Here is a 20,869-nt window from a genome sequence, read left to right as displayed (position 1 = left end):
ACCTTTTTCTCCTATACTTTTTTTACTTTAATCATATCCATACGGGGTCTTTTTGTATAGAAAAAAATACGTTTGTTTCCAAAAGAAAAAAATGGCCACTTAAAAGGAGAAAAGAGGAAAAAGGGACAGCCCCTTCCTCCTCCTTTCGATCTTTATTGTGACATTGTATCTTGGTAGTCGTTGAACTGGTCTGTGACAGCCTGTGACGGAGCCTGCGTCAATATGCTGACAAAAAACACAGATAATAGACTCGCAGCAAAACCAGGTATCATTTCATACAGAAAGTCCGAAAGACCGGCATTCGCCCAAATGATTACAGTCGCTGCTCCCACAATCATGCCGGCGAGTGCCCCCCATTTGGTCATTCGTTTCCAAAACAGACTGAGCAGTACAACCGGCCCGAATGATGCACCGAAGCCCGCCCACGCGTAGCTGACCAATCCAAGGATAGTGTTATTTTTCTCCCAAGCCAGAACCAACGCGACAATTGAAACAGCCAGAACAGCCAGACGGCCTAAAAACACCAGCTCTTTATCTGAAGCTGAGCGTCTGAACATCGACTTATACAAATCTTCTACCAGAGAGCTTGATGTCACAAGCAGCTGAGAAGAAATGGTACTCATAATCGCGGCCAAAATCGCTGAAATCAGAAAACCCGTGATAATCGGATGAAACAAGATATTCCCTAATTGAATAAAAATCGTCTCTGGGTCCTTCAGTGTCATGCCGCGCTGATGGTAATAAGCGATTCCGCCCAAACCGGTCAGCACTGCGCCTACTGCAGACAAAATCATCCAGCCCATCCCGATTCTGCGCGCTCTTTTGATCTCTTTGACAGAGTTGATCGCCATAAAACGCACAATAATATGCGGCTGGCCAAAGTATCCCAGCCCCCAGGCAAACAAAGAAATAATGCCAAGGACGCTCGTTCCTTTGAAAATATTAAACATATCAGGATCTACAGAGCGGATTTCAGCAACTGTATCACCTGCTCCTCCCGTGTGGAAAAACGTAACGATCGGCACAAGAATGAGTGCGGCAAACATAATAATCCCCTGAACAAAATCTGTCCAGCTGACTGCCAAAAAGCCGCCAAACAGGGTGTATGCCACAACAACACCCGTCACAATCCACAGGCCGGTGTGATAATCCATCCCCAAGATGCTGTTGAATAAGACGCCGCCGGACACCATTCCGGACGATACATAAAACGTGAAAAAGACTAAAATGACAATTCCTGAAAACAGTCTGAGAAGCTTTGTTTGATCTCCGAAGCGATTTTCCAGGAATCCGGGAATTGTAATGGAATTCCCCGCTTTTTCAGTATAGGTTCTCAGCCGCGGTGCGACGTAAAGCCAGTTCGCCCACGCTCCAAGGCAAAGTCCGATGACGATCCAAGCGCCGCTCAGACCAGTAGAAAACATGGCGCCCGGAAGCCCCATCAGCAGCCAGCCGTTCATATCGGCAGCGCCGGCACTGAGAGCGGTTACTGCCGGACCCAAAGAGCGTCCTCCCAGCATGTAATCCGTCAGATTCGACGTACGCTTGTAAGCAAAGTAGCCGATTAGCAGCATTCCCGCCATATAAATACAAATCGAAATAATCAGCTGTGTGTTTTCTATGGCACTTCCTCCTCTTTTTTATAGTATATGGATGAAATGGACACCCCCGCAGGGAGGATGCCCATTTAGTCCCGCTTAGAACATTTCACTGATTGTTTTTGCTTGCATATGCAGAGCCAAGTAATCCGGCCCGCCTGCTTTTGAATCCGTTCCCGACATTTTGAAGCCGCCAAACGGATGGTAGCCGACGATAGCACCTGTACAGTTGCGGTTGAAGTATAGGTTTCCGACATGGAATTCCTGTTTCGCACGCTCGATGTGCTTGCGGTTGTTTGTGATAACCGCGCCTGTCAAACCATATTCAGTATTGTTTGCCACTTCTAAAGCTTCATCAAAGTCTGACACTTTACAAAATGCAACGACAGGTCCGAAAATTTCTTCCTGCATGAGTCTTGCTTTCGGATCAAGGTCAGCGAAGATCGTCGGTTTGATGAAGTATCCTTTCGAATCATCACCAGTACCGCCGCTTACTAAACGCCCTTCCTGTTTTCCGATCTCAATATAGCTCATAATTTTATCATAAGAACCTTGGTCAATGACAGGTCCCATATAAACATCTGCACTGTCAGGTTTAGCTGTCACTTTTGATTCCGTAATTTCAATGACACGCTCTAATACTTGATCATACACTTTTTCATGAACTACTGCACGTGAACCTGCAGAGCATTTTTGTCCCGCAAAGCCGAATGCTGAAGTAAAGATCGATTGAGCCGCTAATTCAATGTCCGCATCCTCATCAACAACAACCGTATCTTTACCGCCCATTTCAGCGATGACACGCTTTAAATGCTGCTGGCCCGGCTGAACCTTCGCCGCGCGTTCGAAAATTCTCGTACCAACTTCTCTTGATCCCGTAAATGTGATAAGGCTTGTTTTCGGATGGTCAACAAGATAGTCGCCTACTTCCGCTCCGCTTCCCGGAACAAAGTTGACTACGCCTTTTGGCAATCCGGACTCTTCAAGCACCTCAACAAATTTTGCTGCAATAACAGGTGTAGCACTCGCAGGTTTCAGAACCACTGTGTTTCCAGTAACGATCGGCGCCACTGTTGTGCCTGCCATGATCGCAAACAAGAAGTTCCAAGGCGGGATAACGACTGTCACTCCAGTCGGCGTGTATACATATTGGTTTTTCTCGCCTTCACGCTGTTGACCGGTTTGCCTTTTGCCAGTTCGATCATTTGGCGTGCATAATACTCCATGAAGTCAATCGCTTCAGCCGTATCGGCATCCGCCTCGTTCCAAGGCTTTCCTGCTTCTTTCACAAGCAAAGCTGAGAATTCATGTTTTCTTCTGCGGACTTTGGCAGCAGCGCGGAACAGGACAGCCGCTCTCTCTTCAGGAGACGTGTATCTCCACTCTTCAAATGCTTTTGCAGCCGCTTGAATCGCTTGCTCAGCGTGCTCTTGAGACGCTTTTGACACTCGGCCGACGACTTCTTCTTTATCAGCCGGGTTGATTGAAACGATTTTCGCTTCCGTTTCCACTCTCTCGCCGTTAATGACAAGCGGATAGTCTTTTCCTAAATATTCGCTTACTGTCGCAAGCGCTTTTTTAAACGCTTCCACGTTGTTTTGATCTTGGAAATTTGTGAATGGCTCGTGTTTGTAAGGTGTTGTCATGATAATCTCTCCTTTTTTACTTCTTTGTCATTCCTTTGAAAGCAAATGCAATGTTTGACGGACGTTCTGCAAGGCGTCTCATAAAGTAGCCGTACCAATCCTCGCCGTATGGCAGGTAGACTCTCATGTTATAACCTTCTTTTACGAGGCTGAGCTGGGTTTGCGACCGCATGCCGTACAGCATCTGAAATTCAAACTTGTCATTGGCAATGCCATGTTCCTTGGCAAGCTGCTTTGTAAAGTCGATCATTTTGTCGTCATGTGTGGCAATCGCTGTATAGTGACCGTTTAAGAGCTGCTTTCGGATGATTTTTTTGTAATTTTCATCGACATCGCTTTTCTCCGGGAAAGCTACTTTTTCTGATTCTTTATAAGCTCCTTTTACAAGGCGAAGGAACGGGTTTAAAGAATCCAAATCGTCAATGTCTTTTTCCGTCCGGTACAGATAGGCTTGCAGCACTGTGCTCACATGCTCGTATTTCTTTCTGAAATCTTTGAAAATATCAAGCGTTTTCTGGCATCTGACTTCGTCCTCCATGTCAATGGTGACCATGATTTTATGTTTCTCGGCCGTCTGAAGGATTTTTGTCATATTTTCATACACCAAATCCATATCTATATCCAAACCTAAAGACGTCATTTTTAAAGAAACGTGTGAGTTCAGCTCCTGATCCGCGATGGTCGCAATGGTTTGAATGCACTCTTCCGTACGCTCCCGTGCGACCTCGGCGCTGTTCACAAACTCGCCTAAATGATCGACAGTAACTGACAAGCCTTGGCTGTTAAGCTGTCGAATGGTCGGGATTGAACTGTTAAAGTCATTCCCGCCGATAATTTTACCCGCTGCTACCCGACTTCCCCAGTTCCTCGCCATTTTATTGAGAAAGCCGCTTTTGGATAAAAATAAGAAAAAATCTCTTGTGATCACTTCCAACCTCAACACCCCGCAATCTAAGAAGTATTTGTATGAGTTTATTGTAAATGGACAAAACCAGCGTTCACAATATTCTCAAAATACAAAGATTCTGATTATTTTTGTGGGTTTGCCACAATCAGATAGTTAGAAAGTCGGGGGGGGATTCTGTCGAATAAAGGAGAAAAGGAAGCGACAAAAAACATCAGCTTCCTCCATCCTTCCACACTTCTTCAACCGTATTCAAAAGCAAACGGTTCAATTCAGATGTCATATCTTTTTTCTCTGCCTTCAGTTCTTTTGCCGCTTCCATGATTCTTTCGATTTCCGTTTCAATGAATTGGTGAATAACATCGATTCTTGCTTCGAGGTCAAGCTCTTCCCCTCTTCTTTTCCGTTCAAGCAAGGTTTCCATTTCAGCCTTCAGCTCGGGTTCAGCAACAAGTTCATTCATCAAAACAGTAAAGTCCATTGGCGGTATGGTTCCGTGCTTTTCAATCCATTGGCAGGCCAAAATAGGCCGAAGAACGTAGAAGTACTTTTTAATTTTGACCTCTTGTCCTTGTAGATAATCCTTGACGTTCCTTCTCGCCATATTGATATAGTGATACACGCTTGCTTCAGGCTTAAATGCCTCCGTGCGGAGTTTTCTTAACTGCTCTGCGGTCGTAAATGCTTCATAATACACAATGTCTGAGGACAGCCATTCGAGTAGCGGAGGGTTTGACTTTTTGAAAAGCCGAAGCGTTTTTCTCAGCTCCCAGCCGCTGATATCCAGCAAATCGTGAATCGGTTCCTCAATGACATCACGCTCCTGCTCAATTGAAAAGTACCACTCCTTTTTCGGAACATAAATAAAGCGGACGTCGTAATCACTATCCTGCGAGGGAAATCCCCATGCGCGGCTTCCTGACTCGACGGCATACACGATTTTGACTCCGTATGACTGCTCGATCCGTTTTAATTCATCAATGATTCTTTGTTTCATATCTATTCGTCTCCAGTCTGTTCTCATTCCGGCAGTTTGCAGAAAAAAACCGCCTGATGATATGCGGCGGCTTTTCACATTTATCAGCCTTTAAGATGCTGCTTAAAGAAAGCAAGTTTTTCAGTTTGAAAAGCAGGGATATACTCATGTCCGAAGTAGCGGTACACCTTCAGCTCTTTCTTTGTTTCCAAATGATTGTAGGCGGCAAACACGGTGGACGGCGGCGTGACCTTGTCAATCAGGCCGATTGACATCAGGACAGGCACCTTCACTCGGTCAGCGAGATTCATAATATCGAAATATGAAAGTGTCTTCATCGCCTGCACTTCTGTTTCCGGGCTGCCATTTCTTCTGAAGAAGGAATTGATTTCAAGGTACGGCTGTTCAAGCGCCACATCAATGGCCCGTTCGAAGTTGCTTAAATAAGGATAATCGGCAACCGCGGCTTTTGGAATGTCTGACAGCGCTGCTGCGGCAATGGTTAAACCTCCGCCTTGGCTTCCTCCTGTCACACCGATCCTTGTTTCGTCAACCTCGTCGAAGCTGCTGATGACCTCAAGCGCGCGGACGGCGTCCAAATAAACACCGCGGTAATAGTATGTATCTTTATCAAGAATTCCTTTCGTCATCCAGCCCAAAGCGTGACCGTGCGGTGAAATACTCGTATCCTCGCTGCTCTGCTGGCCGCGGACAAGCATGCCGAATGCGGCGTAGCCATGGAGTGCCCAGTTTACCATTTCATGAATCTCACCATCATAGCTTGCATTGTAGCCATGATATTTCACGATCGCCGGATGCGGGCCTTCCTTGTCAGGCACCGCGTACCATCCGGTAATGCGGGCGTTTCCGAAGCTTTTATATGTGAGACGGTACACTTTTACTCCGTCAGCAGGATAGTCAACCGGCTGTAAATCAGGTTCTGCTTGGACTTTTGCAAGTTCCTCCAAAGACAATTTCCAAAACTCAGAAAAATCTTTCGGTGCTGTTTTTTCAGGCTTATATGTTTGCAATTGGTCGAGCGGCAGATCGAATAGTTGCATTTCCGATTATTCCCCTTTGTTTTATAAGATTTAGTTTGTATTCCTATACTACCACGTTTCGTCTTTGTTTTCTAAATATTTTCATCTTTGTTTCCCAGACAGCCTTCATCAAACGTTTGTTTAAGACTTTCCCGGCTTAGTTCCATAAAGGCCTGGGCCGTCAGACTGACATAGCGGTTCTTTAAAAAGACAAAGACGAGGGTTCGTGATGGCGCGGATTGAATCGATAAATAGATCACACCCGGATCTTTATCCCTTCTGACCATATTCGGTGCCATTGTCACACCTAATCCGTTAGCCACAAGAGATTGGGCGGTTTCAATATGGCTCGTCTTAAAGGCAGCATTCGGCTTAAAGCCGCTTTCCGCACAGAGATCGAGAACTGTCCTGCGAAAGCCGAAGCCTTCTTTTAACAGAATAAAGGGCACGTTCCTTACCATGTCAATCGGCACACACGGCTGGCGTCCCTCATCTTCTTCCAGCGCTTTCTCAATCAGCGCGACCAATTCCGGCGGCATCCACCTTTGTTTTTCCTTCGGCACCGCGAGAACAACCGGTTCCGTGAGCAAGGGTGTAATGGAGAGCCGTTCATCCTCGATGGGCAAGGATAAAACAGAAAGGTCAACTTCTCCCTTTGCCGTCATCTTCTCTAATGAAACCGGATCTTTTTCAACAAGCTGAACCTCCACATGAGGATAGCGCGCCAAAAACTGCTTCAGCAGCGGAGGAAAGAGATATCTCCCTGTTACAGCAGGAATCCCGATGGATAATTTATGACCGATTCCCTGTGATCGCTCCTGCATTTCCCGAAGCAAATCATCTCTGGAACGAATGATGTCCTCGGCTTTTTCAATGAAACGCCTGCCGTGAGGTGTCAGTGTAACAGAGCCATGGGATCTGTGAAAAAGGGTAAGCCCCAGCTCAGCCTCAAGCTTTTTGATTTGCTGGCTGAGAGACGGCTGTGCGATATGAAGATGTTCCGCCGCCTTTGTAAAGCTTTGGCGCCGGGCAATTTCCGCTGCATATTCCATCACTTTAATATCCATTTCAGCCTCCATAGGTTGAACCTATCATTTTCATCATTTTTATATCTTGGACGAATCATAACAGAAATTGCTAACATAATCCATATCATCATTTACGAAAAGAAGGAGCTGGTTCAAATGACAAATGAAACACCGTTTTCTAAAAACGCCGAGATGTATCGGGATGAAAAGGTATTTGCCGAGGGGGAAGATTTGGGGTTGATGATCAAAACAGCGGAATGCCGGGCAGAGCATCGAGTGCTGGATATAGGAGCGGGCGCCGGCCATACGGCCCTGGCATTTTCTCCTTATGTACAGGAGTGCATCGGTGTTGATGCAACGAAAGAGATGGTTGAGGTTGCGTCCTCCTTCGCGCAAGAAAAAGGAGCTGAAAACGTACGCTTTCAGCAAGGAACGGCAGAGTCACTCCCCTTCCCCGACGATTCATTTGACATCATCACCTGCCGATACGCAGCCCACCATTTTTCAGATGTCCGCAAAGCTGTCAGAGAGGTTGCACGCGTACTAAAACAGGACGGACGTTTTCTCTTAGTTGATCATTACGCGCCTGAAGATCCCATTCTTGATGAGTTTGTCAATCATTTGAACCGGCTTCGAGACCCTTCCCATGTTCGAGAAAGCTCATTATCAGAATGGCAGTCGATGTTCAGCGCCAATCAACTGGCCTATCAAGATATCCAAAAGTGGAACTTGCCGATTCAATACGATAGCTGGATCAAACGAGGCGGAACCCCAGCTGACCGAGAAAAACAAATCATTGCCCACTTGAACCACGCATCAGACGAAGCACGCGACACGTTCTGTATTACATTGAACCAAAACGGACAGTCCATCTCCTTTTGTTTAAAAGCGATTTTGATACAAGGGATAAAACGATAAAAAAAGCCGTGCGCTGCGCACGGCTTTTTACATCGGCTGATAAAGATCCCAGCCAATTTTTAATGTCTCAACAATGTAATCGGCAACCTCTTCCGGGGAAAGGTTGTCTGTTGCCACTTTTGAATTGTGCTTGTCATAAATGACTTTTCTTTCGTTAAACAGCTGTTCCATTTCATCCATTGAACGGTTATGCAGTACAGGGCGGCTTTCGATCAATAAATCCGCGCGCTGCTTCCAGTTCTCCCATGACAGGTCCAGATGAAGCACGAGACAGTTTTCCAGACAGCAATTTCTGATTTCTTCTTGTTTAAAAGATCCCCCGCCCAGAGATACGATTTTGAATCGTTTATGATGGCAGATGTCTAAAATATATTCCTTCTCCGTTTTCCGGAAAAAGTCTTCTCCCTTTTTCTCAAATATCTCAGGAATTGACATATTGAAATCCTTTTCGATCTCTTGGTCAATATCAATAAAATCTCTATATAATTTTTTAGCGACCAATTGGCCGATTGTTGTTTTTCCTACACCCATGAATCCGATCAGGACGATATTTCTTTCTCTTACTGGGATGGCTCGTTTAGCGTTCATCTTCGGCGAAATCCTCCTAAGGAATGAAATTTTATCTTCATTATATGCTTATTTAGCGAATATTTATATAGATACCGGCTTTACCGGTCAAGCTTATAGTGCGCTTTGTTGTTTAGCCATTTTGCCTGAATGACATTCATTGTACAACATTTCAATAGTTATTTTAATACTTCGACGCAAAAAAGCATTAAAACCTTCCGCCTTTATTGTTTTTACAGCTGACTCTTCGATGGAAGGGTCTTTTTCTGTATGATAAATAGGAAGGGAGAAATGGCGATGATCATTTGGATAAACGGGGCATTCGGTTCCGGAAAAACACAAACAGCCTTCGAACTGCACAGAAGGCTGAAATCATCTTACGTGTATGATCCCGAGAAAATGGGTTTTGCGCTGCGCTCCATGGTGCCGCAGGAGATCGCAAAGGACGATTTTCAAAGCTATCCTTTATGGCGGGCGTTCAATTACAGTTTGCTAGCTTCTCTGACAGATACATACCGCGGCATCATTATTGTGCCTATGACGATTGTACATCCTGAATACTTCAATGAGATCATCGGCAGGCTCAGACATGAAGGCAGGATCGTTCACCACTTTACACTAATGGCTTCAAAGGAAACCTTGTTAAAAAGGCTTCGCACCAGAGCAGAAGGAAAAAACTCATGGGCCGCCAAACAAATTGACCGCTGCGTTGAAGGTTTATCATTACCCATTTTTGAGGACCACATTCAAACAGACAACCTGTCGATTCAGGATGTGGCAGAGACATTGCCGCGAGAGCCGAACTCCCATTAGATCCTGATACAAGAGGCAGCCTCCGAAGGTTCGCCGACAGATTAATGGTAAAGCTGAATCATATCCGCATCAAATAAAGCTTCTGTACACGACAAAAGCCCGCTCCGAGAGCGGGCTTTTGTCAACTTATTTCCACCAGTCATCAAACATAGACGCCGGAACCTGGCGTTTATGTTCAGTCATGCTGTAGCGTTTTTCCAGCGCTTCTGATACTTTCGCTGATACTTCTTTTCCTTCGAGGTAATCGTCAATCTCGTCGTAGGAAATGCCAAGCTCTGTTTCATCCGACTGCTGCGGTTTTTCGTCGAGCAGATCGGCAGTCGGTTCTTTTAAGTATAAGCGTTCCGGTGCACCCAGCTCTTTCAGCAGGGTTCTTCCCTGGCGCTTCGTCAAGCCTGTCAGCGGCAGGAGGTCTGCTCCGCCGTCACCGTACTTCGTAAAGAAACCAGTCACTGCTTCAGCAGCATGGTCTGTTCCTAACACAAGAAGACCTTCCTGGCCGCCGATCGCGTATTGCGCGATCATTCTTGTTCTTGCTTTTACGTTTCCTTTATTAAAGTCCGTCAGCTGATCGCCTGTTTCCTGCTGATACTGTTCAGAAAAAGCGCTGACTGCCGATTTAATATCAAACTTCCATGATTTATCCGGCTTAATAAACTTCAAAGCAAGCTGGGCATCGTCTTCATCCTGCTGTGTGCCATGCGGAAGACGGACCGCGATAAATTGAGCGTCTCCGCCCTCCTCGCGAATGCTCTCCACCGCAAGCTGAGCGAGTCTTCCCGCAAGTGTTGAATCCTGGCCCCCGCTGATTCCCAATACAAAGCCTTTAGCACCGGTTTTCTTTACATATTGTTTTAAAAAATTGACTCGGTCCTCAATTTCTTGCTTTGGATCAATTGAGGGCTTCACATGTAACTCACGCATAATCTTTTCCTGCATGCTCATCCCAATCATTCCTCCTGTACATTTTCCCTTATTACTGATCATTTCCCCAAATCAATGAAAATGAATCATGACTGTTATGTATCCCTATTAAATATAGCACAGGTCTTCATTCACAGTGAACAAGAGAGATCAGCTGACTTCAACCCGTATGGATGTCACACTGTCGCCATTGCATTTCCCTTTTTCAATCGGGCAGGAAGAAAACGCGACAATTAAATCCATCTCCGCCCTGAGCCTTACATAATCTCCGGCATTCGAAAGCGGCGTTTCCACAGACAGATTCCCTTTCTCATCAAGGACAGTATTCATAAAAATCGCAAATGGGTAATGCATGTGGGGCTTCGGTACGCCAAACTGCTCAAGCGCACGGTTCATATTGTCATAGCACGTATCCTGAAACTCATCCTTTTGCTTCCCATATAAGAGCCTGTTCATATCAGGACGGCAGGCGGGCAGCAGCAGATCATGCTTGCCGACCGTATCTTCAATCAGGGTTAACATCGGCTTATACAGGTTGGAGTAGAGATGGTCGTTGACCTTCACATGAATGGAGTGATTGGCGTCTATCGTCGCTCCCTGATCAAGGTGTTCATAAAAATCCTTGGCATGGTATACGACAAAATCAGCCACCTGCTGCCCTTCTACATCAACCACCTTTAAAATCTGACCCTTTTTCAGCTTCAGCCCAAGCCTTTTTTCGGCTCCACAATATATTGCTGTGTCATTGGTTTGCTCCTTTTTTCATTAGTATGAGCGTCCGCTTCCTTCTCCATGTAAAAAGAGACAAAAATCCGATGTATATAAGCTTCGGACAGATCACAATCTAACCTTAGATAAAAGGGGTTGAATAAATAATGAGCCAAACAAAAAAAGACCAGCCAAAAGGGAATCTGGCTTGGTGGCAGCTGTCACTGATCGGAGTCGGCTGCACGATTTGAACAGGCTTCTTTCTCGGTTCCAGCATCGCAATTGTAAAAAGCGGTTTTTCCGTTCTCCTTTCATTTCTGATCGCAGGGATCGGTACGTATTTTGTCTTTGAACAGCTCGCCAAGCTATCGGCGAAGCAGCCGGAAAAGGGCTCGTTTTGTGCGTATGCCCGAAAAGCATTCGGCAAATGGGCAGGCTTCAGCAACGGCTGGGTGTAGTGGACATCAGAAATGCTGATTACCAGAAGCCAGCTGACAGCCATTTCGCTCTTTACGAAGCATTGGTTTCCTCAAGTGCCGCTATGGGTGTTTGCCTCAATCTACGCAGTACTTGGGCTCCTTATTATTTTCACCGGCCTGTCCGTCTTTGAATAAACAGAAAACGTGCTGGCAGTGATTAAAACAGCTGCTTATTTTTATGTTTATTGTCATTGCCATCCTGATTTTATGCGGTATCCTGTCCGGCGGAAATCATGGCGTACATGTTCCAAATAAGACGAGTGAGTTTTTCCCATACGGCGCCATGGGGCTGTGGACAGGTTTAATCTACGCGTTTTACGCTTTTGGCGGAATTGAGGTCATGGGGCTGATGGCGGTTCACTTAAAAAAACCTGAGGAAGCGTCTAAAAAAGGGAAACTGATGCTGGCGACGCTGGCGATTATTTATATCATTTCAATCGGGCTTGCTCTGCTTTTGGTTCCGTTACACGCGTTTACTGAACAGGACAGTCCGTTCATTACATCATTAAAAGGATATAACCTTGAGATCATCCTTGATATATTTAACGGTATTTTCATCATCGCCGGGTTCTCGACCCTTGTCGCTTCGCTTTTTGCCGTTACGACATTGCTTTGTACAATGGCTGATGACGGCGACGCACCGAAATGCTTTACTCTAAAGGAAGGCAAAAAAATATGCTGGCCGGCACTTGGGCTGACGTTTGCGGGGCTTGTCCTCTCCATTATTCTGTCGTTAGTGCTGCCTAAAAACATTTATGAGCATATGACAACAGCTGCGGGGCTTATGCTTTTATACACTTGGCTGTTTATCATGTTCTCCAGCAAAAAGCTGACTGATCCCGAGGGCATGGGAAAAACGCAAATTTATTTAGCGATGGTTCTGATTGCTGCGGCTGTGTCCGGTACATTGTTTGAAAAATCAAGCCGGCCCGGTTTTTTCGTCAGCATAGGTTTTCTCGTGATCATCGCCATCGTTACCATGATCTATCAAAAAAAGCAGGGTCATAAAGATCGCCCTGCCAGTCCTTGATTTATTTCATTTTGTTGAACATGTTCTTTAAATAAGAAAACGGGCACTTCGATACCTGTTTTTCGTCATCACGGAGGAAATACTGCTTCCATTCACGATTATCTTTTCCTCCGTACCAGCCTAATTGCGGGTGAATCGGAGCCTGATCATAGGCCTCTAAACGAGATCGGATCAGCCTGCTCATGTTACGGCCAAATGCAGTTGATCCATTTAGGTCCTCAAACACCCACCTTGGCTGAAACGTGATCATAAAAAAAGGAAAGCTTCGGCTTTTTCTCGCCTCGTGCGCCGGTGTAGCGCAGAGAAGAAAGTACGGCTCGCCGTCAAAACAAAACTCCCATTTATAATGCTCGGGATCGGCCGGAATGTCTTCCGGCCATTCTTTTTCGTCTTGATGACTCAGTCTATTTAAAAAGCGCCAAAACAGCTCTTCATACGCTTCAATCGAATAATGCTCCGCCAAATCTTCCGGTGTATCAAACAACACAACGAGGGATGCGTATTTTCCCGTGTCCCGCGATATCTTGCCGTACTCCGCAAGCAACGGAGCCAGTTCCTCCGCTGTGCGGTTTTCCCGCGGATCTCCGGCAAAAGCAATCCGAAGCTGATCAGTCAGAAACGCCTGGCGTCTGGGAATGCACGGAAACGTATCCGCGTCGTCCCCCAGAGTTTCTGCCAGCAGCTCAAAAGCGATTCTTTGCCATTCAGGAAGCTCTTCCTGAATACGTTCTAGAAAACTTTTGGTGTAAATCCCATTCACCATTGATCCACCTCAAGTATCATCTGGATACTATATTAAAACTGGAAGCGGCAGGTGACTGTCCTTCATGAATCAGCCCAATAACTGTTTGATGCCCTGACCCGCAGGAGATATTCCAAGCGGGAACACGTTCCCAGATTCCTGATGCGATCCTGAATCGCATTATTGACGCGATGTCATCAAGTATTACGTATGTCTTTTTGCTCGCTTTGATTCCAATTGTCCTCGCGGCGGTTACCATTTTGTTTATGGGGAAAACCAGAGTGAAAACAACAGCCGAAATGACAAAGAAAGCAAATTAACATAAAAAAAGCAGTACATGCTGGGCATGTACTGCTTTTTTCTATTACACTCCTAATCTTGCAAGAATAAACGTCCATATACAAATGATCAATAACAGAATCAGGCTGTACGCCACTGTCCTTTTAAACAGTTTAGATTCCTTGCCTGTTTGGCCGACCGCTGCGGCAGCGATGGCGATAGATTGAGGAGAAACAAGTTTCGCCATGACACCGCCCGCCGTATTTGCGGCTAACAGCAAATCTGAACCCGCACCGATCTGCGCTCCCGTGACAACCTGCAAATGGCCGAACAAAGCATTATTGCTGACAACAGAACCGGTGATGAACACGCCAATCCAGCCGAGAACAGGACTGACAAACGGGAACAGGTCTCCTGTTTTCGCCAATGCTAACCCAATTGAAGAGCTGAGCCCTGCGAAGTTGGCCAGATTGGCAAACCCCATCACGAAGCAGATCGTCATAATCGGCACCCACAGCTCTTTTCCTGTCTCCTTCAAGGAAGCAAAGGCATCCCGACAAGAGAAATTTTTGCTGAACAGCCCTGTCACGATGACCGCCGCTAAAATCGCTGTTCCAGTCGCTGACAGCAGATCAACTTTAAAGACTGCATCTAACGGCATGGCAGATGGCGCAATCGGCGGCATTTTCATAATTTGCTGATGCAGAAAAGGCATTTTGAACAGGAGCGTTGATTGATATAACAGCCCGCCTTCTTGGAAAAGCGCTTTGAAGGCAGGAAGGCTCCAGATGGTGATCGCCGCAGTTAAAATGTAGAAAGGAGACCACGCTTTCGCAATATCAGCAGCACGGTATGCCTTTTTCTCACCAGCATCGCCGGCCCCTTCCTCGCGGTAAATCTCTTTCGGCTGCCATTTGCGGAGGAAGAGGGCAAGCCCGCCCATGCTGAATAAGGCCGCCAAAATGTTTGCTAATTCCGGCCCGAGCACCGCCATTGTCAGTGTCTGAACCGCTGTATACCCACCGCTCACAACCAGAAGAGCGGGCCATGTCTGTTTGATTCCTTTCATTCGGTCTAATAAGAATACAAGCAGGAATGGTATTAAAAATGAGATCATCGGCAGTGTCCACATTAATGTCCGTGACAGCTCAAGAGCAGACAAATTACCAATCTGTGCCCCTGTGATGACAGGAATTCCGATCGCCCCAAAGGCTCCGGAGGCTGCGTTTGCAATCAAGCAGAGCGCTGCCGCTTTTAACGGTTTAAAACCAAGTTCGACGAGCAGCGCCGCACTAATCGCAATCGGAACACCAAAACCGGCCGCGCCTTCTAAAAATGCGTTAAAACAAAAACCAATTAATAATAGCTGTAATCGTTGGTCAGGCGAAATGCCGGCAATGCTGGACCGAATAATGGTAAATTTCCCGGTTTTCACTGCGATTTTATACAGCCACACCGCCATCAGGACGATGTAGCCAATAGGCCACAGCCCGCTCCCGATTCCTAACAAAACAGAAGAAATCGCTTTTTCAACCGGCATATGAAATGCCAAAACGGAAACGAAGAAACTGACGGCTAGGGTAAGAAATGCCGCAAGAATGCCTTTCATTTTCAAAACAGTTAAAGCCAAAAGAAAAAAGAGAATCGGAGTGAGCGCCACAAGTGCGCTCACATACTCGTTTCCAAACGGATCATACAACTGCTCCCACATTGACAATCAGCCCTTTACTCTAAAGTTGCGGTTAGTTGACTTTTTGTTCTGCAAAATGAGGTTTTAAAATGTTTTTAAGGACGCCGGCGCTGTGAAGGAACTGTTCTTTTTCTTTCTCATTTAAGTTCAGCTCAGTGATACCTGCGATCCCTCCGCGGTTCACGACAGCCGGCACACCGATGTACACGTCATCTGCACCGTATTGCCCGTCCAAATATGTGCTGACAGTTAATATGCTGTTTTCATTATGAAGAATGGCTTTTGTAATGCGAGCAAGACTCATCGCAACCCCATAATAAGTCGCGCCTTTTTTCTCAATGATATGATAAGCTGCGTTTTTCACATCATCTACAATTTGGTCCAGCTCCTCTTGTTTGTACGCATCGTTTTTCTCAACGAGTTCACTGACCGGCACACCGCCGACATTCGCGTGGCTCCAAACAGGAAGCTCTGTGTCGCCGTGCTCTCCGATAATATGCGCGTGTACGTTTTGAGGCGCTGCGCCAAAGTATTCGCTCAGCATGAAACGGAATCTCGCAGAATCTAGTGTTGTGCCGCTTCCGATCACCCGCTCTTTTGGCAGGCCGCTAAATTTCCATGTTGCGTAAGTCAGGATATCAACCGGATTTGTCGCGATTAAGAAAATGCCGTCAAATCCGCTCGCCATGACCTCACTGACGATGCCTTTGAAAATCTTCAAGTTCTTTTCTACTAATTCAAGGCGTGTCTCACCAGGTTTTTGGTTTGCTCCGGCGCAAATGCAGACAATATCAGCATCCTTGCAGTCTTCATATGTTCCGTAAGATGTTTTGACCGGTTGTGGCGCAAACGCCTTTCCGTGGTTTAAATCCATCACATCGCCCATTGCTTTTTCTTTATTTACATCAATGACCACAAGCTCATCTGTGATCCCTTGGTTAATTAACGCAAATGCATAACTGCTTCCAACAAAACCCGCTCCGATTAAAGCTACTTTATTTACATGTTTGTTCATCATTAATCATCCTTCCAGGGTATGTTTCTCTTTGATGTCTTTTTCTTTGTGAAGTATTTCACATTTATATTGTGCAACGCTTCACAAACTTTTGCAAGGGAAAAGTTTTGTCTGATTTATGAACAAAAAAGAAACCATCATAGATGGTTTCTTTCGGTAAGTCCCGTCTAGCCTTGTCCTCAATGGGGAAGAGAACCGCTTAAGCCCGAGTCATTATATAAACCATTTTGCACGTAATCAAAGCCAGGCTGATTCTGGCCGGGCACTTGGGCGCTGCCATTATTAAAAATCACTTTGGCGTTGGTTGTATCCGTGTCCGCAGGCAGTGTCAGCGTGTAAATTCCATCTGCATTTTTAGTCATTGGTTTTCCAGGCCAAGATCCGGTCAATTCAATTGCCTGGCCCCCATCATGTTTATAGATATAAGCATTTACCTGGCTCCAATGATTCGGATTTTGATAGCCGATGGTTTTGGCCGAAGCTGGATCTCTTTTAACAAAGCTGTATTCCTCGGCCCTCGTTACACCATCACTGTTCGTTCCTTTTAACATGATGGTGTATGTTTTGCCAAATGGATCTCCTTTTCCGATTGTGAATTGATCTCCATCCTTAAACGCCGTCTCTGGTCCATTATTGATTTGATAAACGGCTTTTGTTGTATTCGCATTTGCACGCAAGGTAATCGTCAGTTGATCATTGAAAGAATGTGTTACACCTGATTTCAATATCATCAGGATAAAGCACAGCTACAGACCTGGCATTGATCGTGCCTGTCAGTTTACCATCGTTCACTTGAAATGAACCCGCTCCAGCTTTATTGTCATACCTGCCATCAGGCAATTTTGTTGCCGTATTGATAGAGACAGAGGATGAACCTGCATTTGCCAGCACAACGCCATGTGAGCCGCGCTGATTCATAAATATCTGGTTGTTTCCATTCGGGTTCGAGAGTTCCTCATGCTGTCCAGCCATCACATTGTGAAATCTATTGACCGCAGTGATAGCCTGATCTTCAAATAAAGCACTCCCGCGATCGCCTATTTGGCTTTTCCCCGGGAATCTCACACCATTTCCGCCTCCCTCAGGTCTGGAAAAGAAAAGAGGCGTACTGCCTGAACGAGAAGCTATCACCGCCCAGCCTAAACGGATATCATCATCGCTCATCCATGTCGACTCTTCATCATCATTGGCATACGTATCATGCGACTCCACCCATGTCACCAGCTTGTCCGCAGACACATCAGATGCATAGTGGGAGATATTCGACACGCCCAGATTACGATTCTTTAAAGCGGACCTTATGGAATGCCCATAGTTAGACGCTGTCACATCCATATAATTCGCATATGCAGCATCTCTGGAGGCACTATCCTGCAGGATTTCTCCGTATTGGAACTCTGCAGATGTATTTGTGATATTCGGCCAAAATTGACTGCCGTAACTCCCATCATCCGGAAGCTCTATATGTTTGGCGGCATCAAATCGAAAACCGTCTGCCCCGTCATTCAATGCCCTTTCTAAGAACCGTTTCAGATAGGACTGTACTTGTGTATTTTGTGTATTCCAGTCATACAGCCCGAGCAATGAATTCTGCGTGACATCCCATCGATCAGACCAGTTTTTAATTTGTGTGTTTCCATGTGTCCAGTTTGGAATACTCTTAACCTCATTGGAAATCGCGGCATAATCACTGGTGGTATGATTGATGACCGCGTCAACAATGACCTTTATGCCATATTCTTCAGCGGCTGCACACATTTCTTTAAATTCTTGTTCAGTACCTAAGTAACGGTTGCCAATTTGATACGATGTCGGGTGATACAGCCAGTACCAGTTCAACATGCTTTTATCTCCTTGATTCCCTTCCTTTACTTGGTTAATCGGAGATGTCTGAATGGCTGTATATCCTGCATCATGAATATCCTTCATATTGTGTTTTAACGTATTGAACGACCAATTCCATGCATGAAGAATGGTTCCGCTTTTGATCGACGGTGCTGTAAGCTCATTCGATTTGTTCGCCGTTTCAGCACTCGCAGCCGCCGGTCCTGCCAGAACCAAATAAAACAGCAATAAAAATCCAGCGAATAACGGCAGTAAAGAGGTTTTGAATCGTTTTGCAAACATTCTTGACACTCCTTATTTGATTTTTTGAAGACTTACTTCGGAGTCAAAAATCCCTCTTACTTCATTCTTCCGCTTCCTCCTTTCAAACTGATGTGAAGACTGGAGAATTTTGTTCACGCTTACATTTTAAATTATCACAATCACTCTATCAAAACAACTTGGCAGAGTGAATACAAATCAATGTTCCTATAAAAAACTGCCCGAGACTGTTTCCCTCGCTTTCCAAACAAAAAAAGAAACCATCTATTTTTCAAGATGATTTCTTTTTTATTTCTTCTTTTACCGCTCTTCTGTAAGCCAGCTTCACAATCACATACCGAAGCAGAAACAGAACGCCGCCGCAGACGATAAAAAGAAGAATCATTTTCAGCCAAGCGAAGAATGTATGGGGAATCCCCCTGTCGTACATCGTAAGCACCACTACCGCAAAGGCGACCGCAATTGATTCTATTCGCTGCTGCTTCACCCGTTTTTGCAGTTCTTCTTTGGTGTCTATTCTCGGCATGAGCATTCCGGATGCCGCAGCCCTGATGCAGTAATATAAGATAATGATGAACAAAAACACAAGGCTTGCAGCCCATTCTTTAAACGGAAATTCAAACATAATGCCGCGGATGATCACATCAAGCAGCGCAAATGCTCCCGCTATCATCCCAATCTCCGACCAGATTTTTTGTTTTTCTTTTACCCTCTTATTTTTCCCATTCACGCCTGAAAGTCTATTATGCAGATTATTCATGACCTTCCTCCCGCACTTTTACGAATGGCTTATGGCTTACATGTTACAATAACAGCCTGCGCTTCTGCAATGAATAACTCAAAAGCCCGCCGTACAAGCCGGCGGGCAGCAATCGTTAAAACGGCCCCCAATTGATCATGACGCCGATCACGATAAAGACAAGCCCGATCAAGAACCAAATCAGAGCAAGCGGCACCATAAACCGCAGCCACTTGACATACGGAATACCGCTGGCGGCAAGCACTGCCATGAGAACGCCGGATGTCGGGTTCACACAGTTGACGACCCCTTCTCCAAGCATAACCGCCTCCACCGCAACCTGTCTCGTGATTCCCATCAAATCAGCGAGCGGCGCCAGGATTGGAATAAATACAACGGCTTCGCCAGACCCTGAAGAGATGAGAAAATGAAGCAGCGCACTGGCGATATACATGCCGATTGCCCCGGCAATCGGGCTGAATCCGTCCAAAAGTGAAGCCAAAGCATTGACGACAGTATCGAGAAGCTTTCCATTTTCAAGGATAACGGAAATGCTTCGTGCCATCCCGACAATCAGCGCCCCATATACAAGGCTTTGGCAGCCCGTAATGAAGGTTTTGGCAATATCGTTCGCCGCAAGTCTGCCTATTAAACCGGCAAGGACAGAAATAAAAATAAATGTCGCAGCCATTTGGGAATCTGACCAGCCAAGCTTCAAAGCGCCGTATAAAAATCCGACAAGTGAGAGTCCCGCCACAGCCAAAATCAGCTTATGGCGAACGGTAAACGGCACTGGCTGATCTTCTTCTTTACCGGCTTCGCCCATTCCTGCCGCAGGGAACCAATCTGTTCCTAACACACTGGCATCTTTTGATTTTTTTAATTTTCTCGTATACAAATAGATATAAATAATAGAAGACAGCAAAAAGCATATGTATATCACAACTCGCAGGCCGATTCCAGAAAAAAGAGGGAGCTCCGCGATTGATTGTGATAAACCGAGCGGTGACGGTGATAATATGGTGGAGTTAAATCCAGCGTAGCAACCGATGTATATAACAGCGGCTCCCGCGACTGCGTCCCATTTTAAGGATCGTGCCACAATGAGGCCGATGGGGATAAAACCGATAACTGAATTCACGACAATCCCGGTTGTTCCGAGAATGGAGAACAATGCGCCGACAATACAAATAAATAATAATTGCTTTGTGCGGAATTTGCTGATGACATTGTAAATCAGGCCATTAATGGCACCCGTTTTTTCTAGAATAGCAATGGTGCCGCCTGTGAATAAGATCAGAAAGATGATGGGTGCTGATCCAACCATTCCATCCTGTAGAGAAGTAAAAAAGCTGATCAAGCTGACCGGAGACTGTTCAATTGAATGATAGCTTCCCGGAACAGCGGTCGTGACATCCCCCTTTGTCACGCGGTCAAATTCACCTGCCGGCACAATATATGAAGCTATTGCGCAAATGAAAGCAATCATAAATAAGAGGACATAGGCGTCAGGCATTTTAAATGTCATTCGTTTTTTCTTAGGCTGTGTTTCGGCTGCTGGCATACTCATATTTCGATCCATCCCCTCTGTTTGAAAATATTAATTATTCTGAATAGTAGCAATATGTGCTATATTATATACAGCCTATCTTCCTGTTTCAATATAA

General features: G+C 45.7%; 12 protein-coding genes and 7 pseudogenes. 4 read left to right on the top strand and 15 right to left on the bottom strand.

The features are described 5' to 3' along the window. Nucleotides 1–152: 152 nt before the first annotated feature. From putP to NSQ09_RS07670, 6 genes and pseudogenes are all read right to left on the bottom strand, one after another. The gene (gene putP / locus NSQ09_RS07695; protein ID WP_445291720.1) at nt 153–1,607 is read right to left on the bottom strand and encodes a sodium/proline symporter PutP; all 1,455 of its coding nucleotides are present in this window, start codon (nt 1,605–1,607) and stop codon (nt 153–155) included. A gap of 90 nt (nt 1,608–1,697) precedes the next feature. Continuing rightward, nucleotides 1,698–3,244, bottom strand: a pseudogene (pruA, locus tag NSQ09_RS07690) (L-glutamate gamma-semialdehyde dehydrogenase). A gap of 16 nt (nt 3,245–3,260) precedes the next feature. Beyond that, a complete protein-coding gene (gene putB / locus NSQ09_RS07685) occupies nt 3,261–4,172 on the bottom strand; it encodes a proline dehydrogenase PutB (RefSeq protein WP_003246421.1) in 912 nt (303 codons plus the stop codon). A 190-nt stretch (nt 4,173–4,362) separates the two neighbouring features. Beyond that, nucleotides 4,363–5,145, bottom strand: a complete 783-nt coding sequence (locus NSQ09_RS07680; protein ID WP_003246492.1) for a nucleotidyltransferase domain-containing protein — start codon at nt 5,143–5,145, stop codon at nt 4,363–4,365. 83 nt (nt 5,146–5,228) lie between these two features. Further along, nucleotides 5,229–6,185 (bottom strand): cephalosporin C deacetylase, encoded by a 957-nt coding sequence (cah, locus tag NSQ09_RS07675; RefSeq protein ID WP_017696109.1) that lies wholly within the window; start codon nt 6,183–6,185, stop codon nt 5,229–5,231. Nucleotides 6,186–6,256: 71 nt separating this feature from the next. Next, nucleotides 6,257–7,231, bottom strand: a complete 975-nt coding sequence (locus NSQ09_RS07670) for a LysR family transcriptional regulator (protein ID WP_003246430.1) — start codon at nt 7,229–7,231, stop codon at nt 6,257–6,259. Nucleotides 7,232–7,348: 117 nt separating this feature from the next. Between NSQ09_RS07670 and NSQ09_RS07665 the strand changes: the two genes are divergently transcribed. Then, complete coding sequence (locus NSQ09_RS07665) at nt 7,349–8,110, top strand: class I SAM-dependent methyltransferase (RefSeq protein ID WP_017696107.1); 762 nt, start codon at nt 7,349–7,351, stop codon at nt 8,108–8,110. Between the two features lie 27 nt (nt 8,111–8,137). Here NSQ09_RS07665 and NSQ09_RS07660 read toward each other — a convergent pair whose 3' ends face one another. Then, a complete protein-coding gene (locus NSQ09_RS07660) occupies nt 8,138–8,698 on the bottom strand; it encodes a shikimate kinase (RefSeq protein WP_014475740.1) in 561 nt (186 codons plus the stop codon). Between the two features lie 276 nt (nt 8,699–8,974). On the opposite strand from NSQ09_RS07660, the pseudogene tmrB reads away from it, so the two are divergent. Continuing rightward, nucleotides 8,975–9,567: pseudogene (gene tmrB, locus NSQ09_RS07655) on the top strand (tunicamycin resistance ATP-binding TmrB). Nucleotides 9,568–9,616: 49 nt separating this feature from the next. Here the strand turns inward: tmrB and nadE are convergent. Beyond that, nucleotides 9,617–10,435 (bottom strand): ammonia-dependent NAD(+) synthetase, encoded by an 819-nt coding sequence (gene nadE / locus NSQ09_RS07650; RefSeq protein ID WP_017696106.1) that lies wholly within the window; start codon nt 10,433–10,435, stop codon nt 9,617–9,619. 129 nt (nt 10,436–10,564) lie between these two features. Beyond that, a pseudogene (locus NSQ09_RS07645) lies at nt 10,565–11,160 on the bottom strand (DUF1989 domain-containing protein). A 129-nt stretch (nt 11,161–11,289) separates the two neighbouring features. Between NSQ09_RS07645 and NSQ09_RS07640 the strand changes: the two are divergent. After that, nucleotides 11,290–12,631, top strand: a pseudogene (locus NSQ09_RS07640) (amino acid permease). A 1-nt stretch (nt 12,632) separates the two neighbouring features. Here NSQ09_RS07640 and NSQ09_RS07635 read toward each other — a convergent pair. Then, the gene (locus NSQ09_RS07635; protein ID WP_017696105.1) at nt 12,633–13,394 is read right to left on the bottom strand and encodes a YqcI/YcgG family protein; all 762 of its coding nucleotides are present in this window, start codon (nt 13,392–13,394) and stop codon (nt 12,633–12,635) included. Between the two features lie 95 nt (nt 13,395–13,489). Between NSQ09_RS07635 and NSQ09_RS07630 the strand changes: the two are divergent. Next, nucleotides 13,490–13,693, top strand: a pseudogene (locus NSQ09_RS07630) (MFS transporter); the annotation flags it as partial. A gap of 44 nt (nt 13,694–13,737) precedes the next feature. Here the strand turns inward: NSQ09_RS07630 and NSQ09_RS07625 are convergent. From NSQ09_RS07625 to NSQ09_RS07605, 5 genes and pseudogenes are all read right to left on the bottom strand, one after another. Then, nucleotides 13,738–15,363 carry an L-lactate permease gene (locus tag NSQ09_RS07625; RefSeq protein ID WP_041057832.1) on the bottom strand — a complete coding sequence of 542 codons (1,626 nt, stop codon included), beginning with the start codon at nt 15,361–15,363 and terminating at the stop codon, nt 13,738–13,740. Between the two features lie 31 nt (nt 15,364–15,394). Next, nucleotides 15,395–16,360 carry an L-lactate dehydrogenase gene (locus NSQ09_RS07620; RefSeq protein WP_014478761.1) on the bottom strand — a complete coding sequence of 322 codons (966 nt, stop codon included), beginning with the start codon at nt 16,358–16,360 and terminating at the stop codon, nt 15,395–15,397. A gap of 176 nt (nt 16,361–16,536) precedes the next feature. Continuing rightward, a pseudogene (gene amyE / locus NSQ09_RS07615) lies at nt 16,537–18,484 on the bottom strand (alpha-amylase). A 148-nt stretch (nt 18,485–18,632) separates the two neighbouring features. Next, nucleotides 18,633–19,223: pseudogene (locus NSQ09_RS07610) on the bottom strand (DUF6773 family protein). Nucleotides 19,224–19,338: 115 nt separating this feature from the next. Further along, nucleotides 19,339–20,772 carry a YfcC family protein gene (locus NSQ09_RS07605; protein WP_041335289.1) on the bottom strand — a complete coding sequence of 478 codons (1,434 nt, stop codon included), beginning with the start codon at nt 20,770–20,772 and terminating at the stop codon, nt 19,339–19,341. Nucleotides 20,773–20,869: the final 97 nt, after the last annotated feature.

This window comes from Bacillus sp. FSL W8-1202 (genome assembly GCF_038006165.1).
Classification (GTDB): domain Bacteria; phylum Bacillota; class Bacilli; order Bacillales; family Bacillaceae; genus Bacillus; species Bacillus subtilis.
The sequence above is the reverse complement of the archived record's forward strand: the minus strand, read 5'-3'. Positions and strand labels throughout refer to the sequence as shown.

What these genes read in the sequence shown, in the direction of transcription:
- NSQ09_RS07680 (WP_003246492.1), bottom strand. Translation starts at nt 5,145, where the DNA reads ATGAAACAAAGAATCATTGATGAATTAAAACGGATCGAGCAGTCATAC.
- nadE (WP_017696106.1), bottom strand. Translation starts at nt 10,435, where the DNA reads ATGAGCATGCAGGAAAAGATTATGCGTGAGTTACATGTGAAGCCCTCA.
- NSQ09_RS07670 (WP_003246430.1), bottom strand. Translation starts at nt 7,231, where the DNA reads ATGGATATTAAAGTGATGGAATATGCAGCGGAAATTGCCCGGCGCCAA.
- NSQ09_RS07660 (WP_014475740.1), bottom strand. Translation starts at nt 8,698, where the DNA reads ATGAACGCTAAACGAGCCATCCCAGTAAGAGAAAGAAATATCGTCCTG.
- NSQ09_RS07665 (WP_017696107.1), top strand. Translation starts at nt 7,349, where the DNA reads ATGACAAATGAAACACCGTTTTCTAAAAACGCCGAGATGTATCGGGAT.
- NSQ09_RS07620 (WP_014478761.1), bottom strand. Translation starts at nt 16,360, where the DNA reads ATGATGAACAAACATGTAAATAAAGTAGCTTTAATCGGAGCGGGTTTT.
- cah (WP_017696109.1), bottom strand. Translation starts at nt 6,185, where the DNA reads ATGCAACTATTCGATCTGCCGCTCGACCAATTGCAAACATATAAGCCT.
- NSQ09_RS07605 (WP_041335289.1), bottom strand. Translation starts at nt 20,772, where the DNA reads ATGAGTATGCCAGCAGCCGAAACACAGCCTAAGAAAAAACGAATGACA.
- NSQ09_RS07635 (WP_017696105.1), bottom strand. Translation starts at nt 13,394, where the DNA reads ATGGTGAATGGGATTTACACCAAAAGTTTTCTAGAACGTATTCAGGAA.
- NSQ09_RS07625 (WP_041057832.1), bottom strand. Translation starts at nt 15,363, where the DNA reads ATGTGGGAGCAGTTGTATGATCCGTTTGGAAACGAGTATGTGAGCGCA.